The following is a 13,724-nucleotide window of genomic DNA, read 5'->3' as shown; positions in this document are numbered from 1 at the left end:
GTGTCATACGACACCAGCTTCCAGCTGCCGACGACCGAAACCTGCTGCGCGTCGACGCCGCTCATTGACAGAGCCAGAACCAGGAAAGCTGCTGCGAGCATGCGACTCATGATGGGTGCGAATACTAACACCGAGGCGCCGGGGCACCTAGGCTAGGGGGACGACGAATTCGCCAATGGTTACAAATCTGGCTTTCCGGCCGCGTACGGCCATGGTAGGGTGAGGCCCTCACCTCTAGGCGAGGTTGGGCGAGACGACCTTGTGCCAGTTCCACCATCGAGCGATGGCGCAAGAGTTGTCCAAGGGCTCGATGTTGGGAGCAGAAGGGGCTCTACGCGCCTCGTTGGTGCAGTGTCGGCGAGTGTCGGGAGGGCGAATTGATCGACACCAGTTTCGGATCGCTTATCGATTCGTACTTGCGCGAAGCGACGCCTTTCGCGCTCGTCCACGCGCTGCTGCTTGTGGCATGCCTACGGGTCTGGGTAAATGAGACTTTCCGAATTCGTTCTGTACGCCAGGAGCTTCACGCAGCCGATGCGGGATCGAAACCATCGTCTGATTCGACCCTTGGGCAAGCATTCGATTATGCGGTCGGCCTAGCAGCCAAGGGGCGCCTGGTCGACCCAGGAGCGCTACAATCGTTCTTCCGCAACGCGTGGCAGGCTTCAGACGGATCGTTCCACGCGTTTCTCAACGCTTTTGTCATTTCAGGAATTCTCGGCACTCTGTATAGCCTCTGGCGTGTCCGCGGGGTCCTGCAGGCAGTCGTTTCTTCTAGCGCCACTGCCGAGTCGTCAATCGGCATTATCGGTGTCGCATTTACGGCTAGCATTTTCGGTCTGGCATTCGCCCTTACGCTTAGCGCCGCTGATGCGTTGATTTTTCAATCGCGACGCGATCGTCTAATCAAAGACGCCGTCGAATGGCTGGTTAAGGAAGCCGTTGAGCGAACCCCGTTATCGGCAGAAGCCATTCTCGCTCGCTCGATCGATGACCTTCGTGAGTTCAATAAAGAAGTAGTACAAGGCGTCGCCGTTGGTTTAGAGCAGTTGGCCCGAGAGTACGCAACACGGTTCGATGGGCTCGCTACAAAGGCAACGGGCGACCTGGATCGAATCACCGCCGAGTGGTCGCAATCACTTGCGAGCAGCCGAACGGTTCTCAACAACGCGTCGACTACAGTTTCCCAAGCGTCAGAGCGACTCGACGCCAAGCGCGAGTCGATTGAGACCTCGCTCAAGACTGTAAACGACGCGCAGGCCCTTCTGATTGGCTCAGTAAGCTCGGTCGAGTCGACAGTCTCCGGACTGTTGATAGACACGCAGGCGCAGGTCAAAGCCTCCACAGATACCTGGGAGAGGATCGCTACTGCGCACCAAGCGCAAATCGTGGACCTTCACATGGGTGTCAAGAAGGACGTTATCGCCGGCATAGAGGCGATAGGGGCAGCGGCAAACTCTGCGATCAGGAAAGTTGCCGACAAAGAGGCGGCGCTGACCGCGACGATTGGAAGCGTCGAGGGCTCCGTGCGAAAGGAGGCCGATGCCGGGGTTCAGGCGATCGCGTCCGCGACTCGCTCTGCCTTAAAGACCGTCGCTGATTCCGAGACGTCCCTGAATACCGCTGTCGGCAGCGCCAAAGATGCCGTAGCCGGCATCCTAAGGGCCGCACGCACAGAACCGGACAGGACGACGCATACCCGACGGGTGGATCCGGTTGATCCGAGGCCTCGCGATGCCAATTCGCGAGACGAGCGTGCGAGCGTTTGGTATTCTTCTGCCAGCGCGCGCCCGCCAGAGCCGCAGGCGCCGTTTGACAGCATTAGCAATGTCCCCAAAACCTTGCCACGAACTGCACAAGAGCCGCACCGGTCGCAGTATCGCGATGCTGTAAACGAGTCCCGTGTCTCAAGAGCATGGCGGCGTCTAACAGAAGTGTTTGGTCGTGGCTGACTCGCGAAGCTCGATAAATATCTGGGTTGCCTTAGCAGATCTCTTTGCTGGGCTGATGTTGTTCTTTGTCGCTGCGTTTCTTCTAACAGCCGAAGCGCGTCAGCGCGAGCAAGTGCAGTTTAGCCCGGAACTGATTCGTGCGATGAATGTCGCCACACAGACGACACGAACGCTTCGCGCCGAACTCGAGAAGCGTCTCAGCGGCGATGTGGGCGTTCGCTACAGTGAGACCGATATCAGTATTCCATCCGCTGCTCTGTTCCGTTCCTTCGGCTATGACGACTTTCTAACTGATGGTGAAAAACGAAGTTTGCTTACAGCGGTCGGCGAAGCACTAGTCACTGCATTACGGGCGGCTGGCACTGAACGCAAGTACCTCCGCGTCGTACTCGAGGGACATACGGATGCGGATCGAATCAGACCCGGTGCCGCCACTCAAGTCATGCCAACAAACTGGGAGCTGTCCAGTCGACGTTCTACCGGCCTCCTGCGATTTCTTGAAGAGCTAGGCTTGGACCCCAAGGTCTACAAGGTGATGGCCATAGGCCTCGCCGATACGCAACCTGTAGGCCCAAACGACACAGAGGACGGGAAGGCCCTGAACAGACGAATCGTCATTCGCCTCGAACCAGACATCCAGTCGATTATCGAAGCGGTCCGTTCACGGTAGAGCATCTAAATCATGGCGCTGACATGTCCGTTGTGCTTGGCACGCATCGAAGCCAAGGATCTTGTGCACTTTTGCATGTTGCACGAATTCAAGCCCGATCCTAGAAACCCTGATTCTGGCTGTAACTTGTGTCGTGAGAAAGAGGCGTTGGAATCCGGCACATTCGTGGCGCACATTGGGTGCAAGTCGCGCAATCCTTTTTTCGGCCGTTTCGAGGCTTCGGAGGGCGCATCGACTGAGCCGCCAACGGAACCCACTGATAACGATACAACTGCGGGAAATGGTCCGATCAATCCAGACGGAGAGGTTCTAGGGGACGACGGCTTGCAAGTCTCTCATTGGGAACTGGCAATGCTCGCGCGCGCCGCGACGTTACATCGCGATCGACGCGAGATGTGGTTCCCTTATCCGCTACTAGAAGCGGTCAGTCGGGCGAAAGAATTGTCCGAGGCGGGAAGCCGCCGAATCAAGCTCGTTGGCGCTCGGGAGGTCGGCAAAACGACCCTTGCTAGTCTCGCGCTCAAGAACGACACCTATCGCGAGGATGGGATTTCAGGATTCTCCGTTAGTTCATTTGTCTATGCCACTCCGAGCACGGGAGGCGGTTCACCTGAGGAACCATTCTTGGAGGCGCTTCATCTTACGAATGTGTTCGATGGTACGCCGACGACAACGGCCCAACGGCTGAAGCCTACTCTTACCAGGACGAAATCGGTCAGAGCCGCATTTCTAGCGCCAACGCGGCGAAGTGGTACCGCTGTGCGCAGCGCAGGCTCAGGCTGGGATTTCAAGCGGTTCGTGATGAGTACCGCAAAACCACGTCGGAAACCTTACACAGCCGCTGCGATCTTCTACGACTTCGCCGGAGAAGAATCAGAAGCGGCGATCAACTATTTGGCGCACGCGCAGCACAATCAGTTTGCGGACGTCATCGCCGTCGTCATCGATGCATCTGACATCGCGTCGTTCGGAATTCCCCCGCCAGATAAGAAGCCAAATAGCCTTAAGGCGGCTTTGAACCAATTGCAATCGATACAACCCGGGGCAAGAACACGCATCTGTTTGGTCGTAACGCACCTTGACGCGTTGCAGGGTCGTAATAATGGAACTGGCCCGGACGTGCCCGATGTGCTTCCGAAGAGTCCGGAAAAGGCACGCAAGTTGGTTTGCGGTTGGCTTGACGCGTGTGTCAGTTCATCCATGCCGGATCGCGCGCTTGCGGCGGAAGTATCGACACGGCAGGTCCCTACGTTCTTGCTATGGGTGGAGAACGTAGGCGGCGCGGAGAACACCGCACGTGCGCGAGGTCTGGTGAATTGGCTGAACTGGTGTTTTGACAACGGTCTGCAGAGTGAGCGATGAGCGCCTCCGTTCGCGTTTTGGTTTTTGGGGGCAGCGGTTTCATCGAGCACCTACGAATTGGTGACTGGCCGGCATTCCCCTCAGGGATGCTTTCCGACTCATACGGCCTCGGCGCCGGATCTCTCTCGGTGGGGATCGGCGTTCGGGATGATAAGCCATTCGTTACCTATCGCGAGTCCCAACAACAGCGCGATAGGACCTACCCGTATTGGCTGTTATTAGATCCGGGTGAAACGCTATGGCAGCGCTTTGATTGGAACGGTGCCGCGATTCTCGCGGCGTTGACCAAGACGGTGCTGTGGCAGCAACTCCGACAAGAACCAGAACGTATCGACCAGGCCGAGGCCCGAAGACTACTCAACGCCTTGGACTGCGAACCGCTCAAGCAGTCGCCTTCCGGGTCAAATGCGCTCGGCGCCTTCATTGTTGGTGCGGCAGCACACGAAGCGGCAATCTCAACCTGCTCGCCTCCGCTTGTCACTGACCGGCGGCTTGAATCCGTTGAAGACCTCGCTGCTGTTCTTGCCGATTTGCAACCTGCATTCCGAGTCGGCCAGGGATGGCTGCTTAATGGCGCGGTGGCACATGCCAAGGAGCTAGGCTGCGCGGCCGTCGTGGATCCACGCTCCAGCCCCGATGCCGGCGCGCAAGTAATCAGAACTGGGCGTGCACTCTTAGAGTGCGTTCGAGTCGTTGAAGAGTCCGTCCACTCTGGCGCCTTGCGTGGCTTGCTTGCAGAGCCCCTTTTTAGGTGGCCATTGGACACGCTCAGGCTCGTGAGCGCGTTTGGAAATTTGCTGTCGGATAGCGAAGAAAGTATTGACTGGGTTGGAATCGACTTCGCGCGGGTGCCACCGCACCTTGCCTACGAGTTCGTGCATGCTTCGCTTTCTGCGCCGCGGCGCACTGGAACGTTCTCGAGTGGGCGAACGCAGTTTTTGGTGGCTCGAGCGATCGCTGGAGACCTTCCGCCGAGAGTGGACTTGGCCGCATGGGATCTGAGCACCGTGGCGATTGCGCTCGCCGACAACTCGGTCCCATTCGACCGCTTCATCTCCAAGTTGGGCCTTTCCCCTGATTCGGCACTTGAGCTCTGGAGGCACTTCTGCTCGTACGTGCCGGAGCACCGCATCCTGACGGCCCTCAACGCAGTTGCACCTGTAGTTGGCGAGCCGGCGTTGGACCACTTCGCTGATGTGGCGCTACAGCGAATCCAGAGTTCCACCTCGCTCCAGGAGTGGTGCAAATTATCTTTGCCTGCGACCGTCTCCAACAAGGTGTTTGCCGCACTGCGAGAGCAGGCTATCGCGCGCATGGTTGCTCGCCGCACAGGGTGGGAGATGGATGTCGTCTTGTATGCCGCCGACGCGCTTGCGGCGGGCTCTCGGGCGTCGCTAGAAGGCGCTGATATTACGGCACTCGTCAGGGCCGCTTTGGATATGACGGGAAACTCGGTTCGGCAGCGTGCAACTGAATTCCTGTCGGCGCTCGCCCGCAGTCCTTTCAGGGCGTCAGTTTCGATCGGTCTAAAGAGGGCTGTCGCCGCTCGAGCCCCCGCTGCATGGGCTGATTTCTGTGTGCTACTCGACCTATGGGATGGAAGGCCGTCGGTCGAGAACAAGGGCCGCGAGTTGAACCGAACCGCGCTCTTTTCAGAACTGCGTGATTTGGTTCGCGAATATCACGGAGACGGAGAACCCCCGAATCTGTCGGGTCTGGTAGGCCTTTGGGGTTCGGACTGGCCTTCGGAACTGTCGGCGGAAATCCGACGGTGCAGACCGTCGCCCCGAACTATTCTTCAAGCTCGCTCTTGGCTCGATGGCTGGAAGACTATCGACCCTCAGTGGGCGCACTCCGAGGAGGCGCGGATACGCAAGGCGATTCTGAGCCAGATGCTCGATGACCCAGATGGCGTATCAGTCGATGATTTACGGAGGTTGTCGAAGACTGAGATTGCTGAAAGCGTGGGCGAGTATCTGTGCACCGTCTCAGCGCCGGAGGACGTGCTACGCAGAGCGAACAATGTGCTCCGGTTGGCGGAGCGTCACTCACAAGCCAAGACGGCACTAGACCTCTTCCTGACGACCGGCCACACTCCATCAGCGCGAACGCCCTTCGTCGAAGTCATGCTCAACGACCAAGGCCTCTTGGCGACTGCCGCCTCTATCGTCGCACCGCGAGCTTTCGACGAGCTACTCGCCGCGATGGTTAAGACCGACCAGAACGCGTTTTCAGAAATCGTAATCGACTCACTCGGTCGTTCGGCGAGGGAGCCGGCGGTTAGACGCATGGCCGCACGGCTCGCGACTTACGTTCGGTCAAGTCAGCCGAGCGTTGCGCGCAGAGTGACCCGCTCGATGTTCGGAGGCGACGCCGCCGAGTTTCGTGCGACGGTTGACAAACTAAAGAAGGGGAGAATCTAGCGTGACCCTCGTGGCCGTGTTCGCGATTGCGACGGTCGCAATCGTCGTTGGAAATCGGTTCCTCAGACGATTGGATTTGCCTTGGATCCTCCCCGCCTGGCTTGGTGTGGCAGGGGCGCTGGTCGCCAGCGTGATTCTGGCGGTGATTCACGCCTCTCCGTACAGTAGCCAGTCAACCGAGATAGCTTGGCGGGCACTCGCGACTGACGCTGCAAACGGTGCACTCCAAGTCGGCGGAGCTGCCGATTCCGCGACTGTTGGGTGGCCGAGCGGTTCCTTTGCGCCTCGACTGAACGTTGAACCTATTGGACCCAGGCGTGTCCGCGTCACTGTCTCTGAGGGGCACGCATTTCTGCGCGCAGGCGACGACGTCATAAATGGCGTCGAGGTACCTCCATCAGGTGACACATTCAATCTCGGTTCATGCTGGCCATTTGGCTCCGTACGCCAGCTGTCGCCCCAGCCGACCTCCATGCTCGGCCAGTTCGGCGTTCGTGTTTCAGGGCGTTGCTTGGAGGGGCTCGTAGGATGGCTCTGGCGCAATAACAGATTTCTGCCGCCGACGGTTGAAATCATCGACTCAGCCGGTGCTGTCGTCGTCCGTGTTTCTGCAAGCTCCGGCGATCGCAATCGCGTGGTCACCTTGGATACGCTGCTACCCCGCGAGACCGCACGTCTTCGAGCGCAGGGACAGGCCAAGCTCGCTGGTGAGCTTGAGAATTGGGCCGCTTCGAGTTGGCTACTGATACCCACCGCGGGGCGCATTCGTGTTCTCGATCGTCAGGCTACCTTCCAGGCTGATGTCGACTTGCCATCTCGCTTACGAATCCAATGGCCCGGCGTGTCTCTGGGCATTGACGTAGATACAGACTCGTCGAACCGCTTAACCGCCGCTTTCTTGCCGCCTTGGCGTCGCGCGAGCCCGCTTCCGCCGGCGAGCGCGAATGGCACCTGGCTGGATATCACCGCAGATCCACAGCCGGGGGACTTCGCCTTCGTAGTTCCATTCGGTTCCACGATTGCAAAGTTTCGCAGCCGGGTGCAAATAGAGAGCGGCCGCTTTGTTAGCCAGCAGCAACAGCCTTCCTTGTCGCCCTTTGCTCCGATCCGGTTGACTGACAACAGCAACTCGGAGTCAGCGATCACATCGGAGACCACTGTTGCAGCAGGCGGCCTACGTTTTCTGATCGCAACCGTTCAGGATCTCCCGCATCTGTGGCGCCTTGATCTCGGTGTTCTGTTCGCGTTGATTGTCTTGGCCTTGAGCTGCGCGGTTACTTGCAGCGGACTTCAGCGGGACGACGCTTGGACCGTAGCCTCGGTCGCATTCTGTGTGTGGACACTATTAACTATCAGGTTGCTGCTGGCGTACCGATACGCTCAAGAACCATCGTACATTGACTCACTCGCCATTTCGGGGTTCGCCTTCGCCCTCTTCGGGCTAGCGACGATTCCGTCGGTCGTACTGCTGCCAATACGCGTCTGGAGAGATCGCCATACTGACTTCGAAGAGATTCGAGAACAGCATGCTGCAGGTCGGCGCGTCTTTCGGCTGGTTCTTGCGGTTGCTATGGCAGGCGCGCTCGAATGGTGGCTTGGATACACGTTGTGGCTGAACGCGCCACGTTCGACTACTACGCCACTCATATTTCTCGGCACGCTTGCGCTGGTGTCAGTTACCGTGGCGTACCTCGTCGCGCGACAGTATTGGCTGAACGACGAAGAACTGGATTCAGAATGGATACATGAAGAAGACCAAGCTATCGCTGACGAACCTTCTGCATCGGGACGTGGTCCACAAATCCAGCGGAGGCGTCGCGGCACTGCTGTTTGGCGCGCCCTGACAACCATAATCAGCCGAAGCCTGATCGTAGTGCAGCACGCTGCTCGGCCCGAATGGCTAGCCAAGGAATTCGGTCCGCGTTTCTGGAATAACGTCGGAACAGTCGCCGACGAAACCGACTCGGCCGAGCAAGATCTTCCAAATACCTGGCTCGCTCTTGGGGGGCGCGCGCTCAAGGTCTTCGTGGCTATAGCCGTGCTGATGGCAATTCTGTTTGGTGTGACTCGGTTGCCGATACCTGGAGTCAAGGAAGTCCTGGTGCCCATCCTCGTCGTATGGGGGCCGGCAGTCATTTGGCTTTCGTCGAGGAGGCGCTTCGCGCCAGGGACCGTCGTCGAACACTTCCATTGGGCCTACGCGTTCGTTCTTGGCTTACTTCTCCTTTTCGTGCCGGCCTTCCTGACGCCTCTGCTGATGCGAGATGCCGGCGGATTGGTCGCATCGGTCGCTGTGTACGTGCCGCTCGTAGTCCTGCTGTGGGCCGGTGGGAAACCTCGTCACCTGGCTTACATGGCGACTGGCCTCCTTGCGGCAGGAATCGTGCTCGCCTCGTTGTTCTATCTCAATCTCAACCAAGTTCTGCCGTCGTCGTACAGTCGGTTGGCAGGACAAGCCGGCGTGAGACTTCTGGTCTTCAAAGAAGAAGTAGATGCCGAGCGAGCCATCCCGTGGACTCCTGTTGCCACGACTGATGGTCGCAGTGCCTTCACGGTCAATGAACTGCGCCAGGGATTGGAACATACATGGGAGAACCGCGCCATTGCCTACAGGGGAGGGTGGACTGGAATGGGCTATGGCAAGGCCCCAGTCCGGCAGTCGCAGGTCCGTCAAGACACTCTTCAGTACGACAGCACGTTTAGCTTCTATATCCTGAGCGAACATGGCCTGATCGGCGGCCTCGCGTTGCTGGGCATCTATTTCTTGCCTCTCGGAATCATATTCGTCAGCGGCAAACGTCTGTTCGACATTGGCCACGCGTTTTCCCTGCTTGTATTCTCCGCCTTCTTCTTGGAGGCCGTTGCGCAGGCCGGCATGGATCTCGGCGCCCTTCCGTTTACCGGCCGAAATCTGCCGCTGTTGGCTGTGAACTCGATTACCGGAGACTTGGCCAAGTGGGCCGTTCTGCTCGCTTTAGGTTTACAAGCCGTCGCCTGGCGCTCCGGGGGGGAGCCTCGCGTCCTCGTTGACCGCATCTCAATTCTGCCTTCCGCCGAAACTGAACCTGCGAAGTTCGGCCTCGTCAGATCTCAATTCAGGCGTGCAGTTGTGTTCGTCATCCCCACTGCTGGACTGCTGTTAATTGCGACGTCGGGCATCACAGTCATTAACGACGACACGCTTAGGAATCCGTTCAGTTGGCGGGGGCTTCTTGATGAAGTGCGCATTCTCGCAGACACGGGACGTCTCCGGTTTGACGCAGTAACACAGACACTCGAACCCTCTTTGGCATCAGCCAGCACCCTGATCGAACAGGAGCGCTTGCGCTTCAACGCCCTCGAACCGGAGGAGAAGATTGAGGGGCGAATCGGGATCGGCGACTTATCCAACCAGTTGAGGAGCGTGCGTAATGTCGGCGACTACGATCGCCTTATGGCGTCGCTGCGAGCGTTGGGCGAGAACGGTGGCTCGTCCAGACGGCCTCTGCTATTCAGGATCGACCCCGCCAGAATGTGGGCCGACGAAGCAGCGACGATTCCAACGTTTGAGCCGGAGTGGGCCGTCCGTGCAAATCCTGAGTACAACGCCCGCGTCAGTTTCGATGCCGGCGCTGCGCCGGAAGACCTTCCAGCGGTTCGACTGCGCGCCGCTGCAGCGACGTCTGTGGTCATTTCGGGGCGAGGATTTCAGTTTGAGGTGCCTGGGCGAGCACCGCGACCAGGCGAGAGTCGCGACATAATCCTTGCGGCGCAGCAGGACGGCAGCTTGAGACTGGTTAGCGATTCGAATCCGCAGGGCGCAAGAGCACAATTGCTACTCCGCTTTCGGCCGTTGAATCAGCGAGCTGACCGGACTGTATTGATTGGTGAACTCGAAGGTTCCCCAACCTCCGTGTCCTTTCGTCGCGGCGAACTTCGAATGCGACACACCGAGGCAAGTACAAGTCGAAATCGTCGCTTGATTCCCGGCCAGCAGGTCCAGTTGCAGCCGGCCGACAAGGTTGAAACTCTCGATCAGATCGGGCCTGGGCTTCAGCCTGGATTTGAGATCCAACGTCGAGAAACCGCAGCTCAGATTGGACCCGCCTGGGTGATGGGAAGGTGGCGCTCGGCGGCAACAAACAGTGCCGACTATCCGTGGCTGCCGCAACTTGCCCAGGCATTGCCCGACGAATGGGACCGACTGGGGACAAGCGCCGCTACGTCACTCTACGGCGAGCTAACAATCGACCCTGTTCTTCACGGTGCCGCCCAACGATTCGTCACGTCGCAGGGCCGCGCCCTTCACGACGTTCTTCTTCCAGCGCGAACACGAGACGAGGCCCTTCCTCCACGGATTGCGATGTCCATCCTCACACTGCCGGCTGGCGAAGCACTCGCCTTAGGAAGCTGGCCGCGGATGGCGAGTGGGTCGGCCTGGGAGAGGGCCACAAACGGCGAACTCCTTCCGCCGGCTTTGTGGCTGACAAGTCGAGCACCACGTTCGTTCGACCGTCGTTACTCAGGCGACCGCAATTTTGATCGCATGATCTTGGGTTCAGCAACCAAGCCGCTGATTGCCAGCGCGGCGTTGGCCGTTCATCCGGAACTCGATCGTCGGCTAGCTGTGCGAGGACTGGCAGGGCCAGACGAGGCCGTATTTGGCATTCCAATTCGACCGCCTTGGAGTGTCGAGTCATCGCGCGCGCTCACTGGAGCTGAATGGGCAGATTTCACGTCCTACTTGGTTCGGTCAGACAATCGCTACGAGGTACGGCTCGGATTTCTCGGCCTGGCCGAACGTGAACCCGCAGCTCCCGATGGAGTTCCGTCAGCTGCAGGCGGGTCGCCGTCAGTCGCAGAATCGCTCGACGGTGGTCGACAGGCTTGGGCCAGTGTCCCGCGCTTCCCAGCGGACATCGAGTTCAGCCATGTGGCACCTCGCGCGATGCGGAACCTGCATTTGACCCCACTTGCGGAGAGGCTAGAAGCAATGTTCGGCGTTGGGCGCACGGTCGGCTCGCGCGACTTTAGGACGTCGTTCTGGACTGGCGACGAATCTGACGACATTCGCGATAACAACGCACCTGCACCAAACGGTCCTTCCAGTGCGCTTAGGGCGCTGTCGCCAGAAGCCGTCGACTTGGGGCTTGATTCGATCCGGAGCCCGCGTAATTTCGTCACTCTGTTGCTTGGCGGCGGCTCTAATTTGTGGGCGAACGTCGATCTGGCCGCGGCTTTTGGAGCGGCCGTAGGCGGTGTGCCGGTTGTCGCGCACATCACACGTGGCGCTGCGCCTAAGCCCGCCCCCACGCGACAGTCGTTTCAGCAGATCGCCGAAAGGGTGCGGCCCGGCCTAGAGGGCGTTGTCGAGAGTGGCCAAGGCACTGCAAATGGGTGGTTCCAAAGAACTGGTGCTCTAGCAGCCCTGAAGACGCTCGCACCCAATGTCCGTGTGTACGCAAAAACCGGAACGCTACAAGCCGCGCGAGGTCTACCAGACAATTCGCGCCTCGTTCTCGCCGTTGTCGAATGGAATGCCAACGGGTCGATCGCTCGAGGCTTGGTGTTCTCGATCGTAGTGGAGCGCGGCGAGCAGGGGAAGTCGACCGAACTCTTGGCCAGATTCATCGCTGAGCACATCAATCAGATCCGAGATTCATGGCAGCAACTGACCCCAACGCCGTAGCAAGCGGCGACAGTCTCTCGAATCTAGACGGCGCGAAGTTGACGGTCCGCCGACACCCTTGTCGGTGCGTCGGACGTCGCATGCCCACCGGGACGAAGATAGTGAGTCAGCTCGCGGTTCAACCGGCTCTCCGCGTTTGCGAGCATTCGCCAGGCAACCAGCGGCAGATCCTTGCTATAGCGCATTCGCAAGTCAAACAGTAGTTTGACCGCGGCGGCTGTTGAATGGGCGTCACAGTACGGGTTCTCGTCGCTCATATGGAACGAGAAAGCAAGAAGCATTCCAGCTGCCCAGCTAGCCCTGCGCTGGAGCGTCAACCTGGCGTCAGCGCGTCATCGGTGCAAGCAATCGCCGGCTGGCCTAAAACCCGCGGCCTGTGCGTCCGCCTCGGACCTGAACGTCCGGCTGCAATTCCGGCAGTTGTAGTTCCGACAGGAGGGAGCGTGGTACACGTGACTCTTAATGTTGCCGTGGAAAATCAGTCCCTGTGGGCTGGTCGCCTCTTGTCTGGCGCTGGGCCTTGAAGCACTCGCGCAATTCGGTCTTGCTGCGTCGCGCGCCCAGAAGCCCCTGCCTGCACGGCGGGCTTCCGACTCTGTGCTTGCGAGTAATACATCCTGTGAATATTGTGTGTAGTGACACGCCAATCCGGCTTTGAGAAGCTCCAAACTCGCGTCATTGCCTCGCACTGAAATTCGCGCGACAAGTCGACCATAGCGATCCACATCGCGCCCTTCGACCCTTGCGCGTTGACCGAAGAGGAGCACCCTTGTAGATCTGGTAGCCGTGACACTGAAGGGTTCGCCACGTTCAGGCGCGTCGATGCCCTCAAGCCGTATCCGGAGTCGTCGTTTTTGGCCTGCAGGCAAGACGTCGACCGTATCGCCGTCGATAACCGAGACGACGTTTGCATCAAACACGACACCGACAAAACCCCGGACTTGCGCCGATGCAATGCTGACAGAAATCACGGCGAGCACCAAAGCGCAAGGCAGTACTTTCCGCATGTCCGGGGGCATCAGTTTACTCGTGCTTTCACCGGACAGCCAGAGGTAGGAAGGCCTTCACTGGTGCAGTCATCTCCCATTCCGTAGTCCTCGACTGTGTTCCCGATGCGCCGCCTCTAACCTTAGGGTCCCGTTCTGGGATGGGTGAACCCCTCGCCTTCAGGCGAGGGTCGTCTATCCCTCCCAGCTTGCCTAAAGCGACTGCGGCGGGGTGTTTCCCTCGTCTGGACTGTCGTGCGGAGAACCGTCTAGCTTCTCGACGATGGCTTGTTCGACCACCCTCCGGGTCATGGTGGTGAAGTCGTGAGCCTTTCCTTCGCGCTTTGGTTTGCGTCAGCGCCTAGTCATGCCTCATCGTCCCACAAGGCTGGGGAATGACTAAATTTCAAACTCCCCACTCCCGAGGCGCCGGAGCACCTCTAGGCACTCAGGCACCCGGCGCCTATAATTCCCGCCATGCTCCGGTCTGTCGTTTTCGCCACGACCCTGGCGTTGGCTGTGTCTGCCGCGGTGTTCGCCCAGCCGCCCCAGTATCGAGCCCGCCTGTCGGTCGTGCCGCTCGATATCCCCATGCAGTCGACGGTGGCCGGTGTCGGATCCGCAACCGCGACGCTGAAGGGGGGCACGCTGACCGTCATCGGC

Annotated in this window: 7 protein-coding genes; 6 read left to right on the top strand and 1 reads right to left on the bottom strand. The window is 59.2% G+C overall.

What is annotated here, in order from left to right:
• Positions 1-377: 377 nt before the first annotated feature.
• From FJ398_18990 to FJ398_18970, 5 genes are all read left to right on the top strand, one after another.
• Positions 378-1,952, top strand: coding sequence for a hypothetical protein (locus FJ398_18990; GenBank protein MBM3840008.1), 1,575 nt, complete (start codon positions 378-380; stop codon positions 1,950-1,952).
• A complete protein-coding gene (locus FJ398_18985) occupies positions 1,945-2,622 on the top strand; it encodes a hypothetical protein (GenBank protein MBM3840007.1) in 678 nt (225 codons plus the stop codon). The genes FJ398_18990 and FJ398_18985 overlap by 8 nt, the downstream gene beginning before the upstream one ends.
• A 12-nt stretch (positions 2,623-2,634) precedes the next feature.
• On the top strand, positions 2,635-3,984 hold the full coding sequence (locus FJ398_18980; protein MBM3840006.1) for a hypothetical protein: 1,350 nt from the start codon (positions 2,635-2,637) through the stop codon (positions 3,982-3,984).
• A complete protein-coding gene (locus tag FJ398_18975; protein MBM3840005.1) occupies positions 3,981-6,407 on the top strand; it encodes a hypothetical protein in 2,427 nt (808 codons plus the stop codon). Before FJ398_18980 ends, FJ398_18975 begins: the two co-directional genes overlap by 4 nt.
• Positions 6,408-7,248: 841 nt before the next feature.
• Entirely contained in the window at positions 7,249-12,075 is a 4,827-nt protein-coding gene (locus tag FJ398_18970) for a hypothetical protein (GenBank protein ID MBM3840004.1), read from the top strand.
• Between the two features lie 332 nt (positions 12,076-12,407).
• On the opposite strand, the gene FJ398_18965 is transcribed toward FJ398_18970, so the two are convergent.
• Entirely contained in the window at positions 12,408-13,094 is a 687-nt protein-coding gene (locus FJ398_18965) for a hypothetical protein (protein MBM3840003.1), read from the bottom strand.
• Between the two features lie 444 nt (positions 13,095-13,538).
• Here FJ398_18965 and FJ398_18960 point away from each other — a divergent pair.
• Positions 13,539-13,724: hypothetical protein (locus FJ398_18960; protein ID MBM3840002.1), on the top strand; the 186-nt coding region annotated here is incomplete at its 3' end.

This window comes from Verrucomicrobiota bacterium (assembly GCA_016871535.1).
Taxonomy (GTDB): domain Bacteria; phylum Verrucomicrobiota; class Verrucomicrobiia; order Limisphaerales; family SIBE01; genus VHCZ01.
The sequence above is the reverse complement of the archived record's forward strand: the minus strand, read 5'-3'. Positions and strand labels throughout refer to the sequence as shown.

Excerpts from the sequence above, each read along its gene's own strand:
- FJ398_18980 (MBM3840006.1), top strand. The coding sequence starts at position 2,635 with ATGGCGCTGACATGTCCGTTGTGCTTGGCACGCATCGAAGCCAAGGAT.
- FJ398_18975 (MBM3840005.1), top strand. The coding sequence starts at position 3,981 with ATGAGCGCCTCCGTTCGCGTTTTGGTTTTTGGGGGCAGCGGTTTCATC.
- FJ398_18965 (MBM3840003.1), bottom strand. The coding sequence starts at position 13,094 with ATGCCCCCGGACATGCGGAAAGTACTGCCTTGCGCTTTGGTGCTCGCC.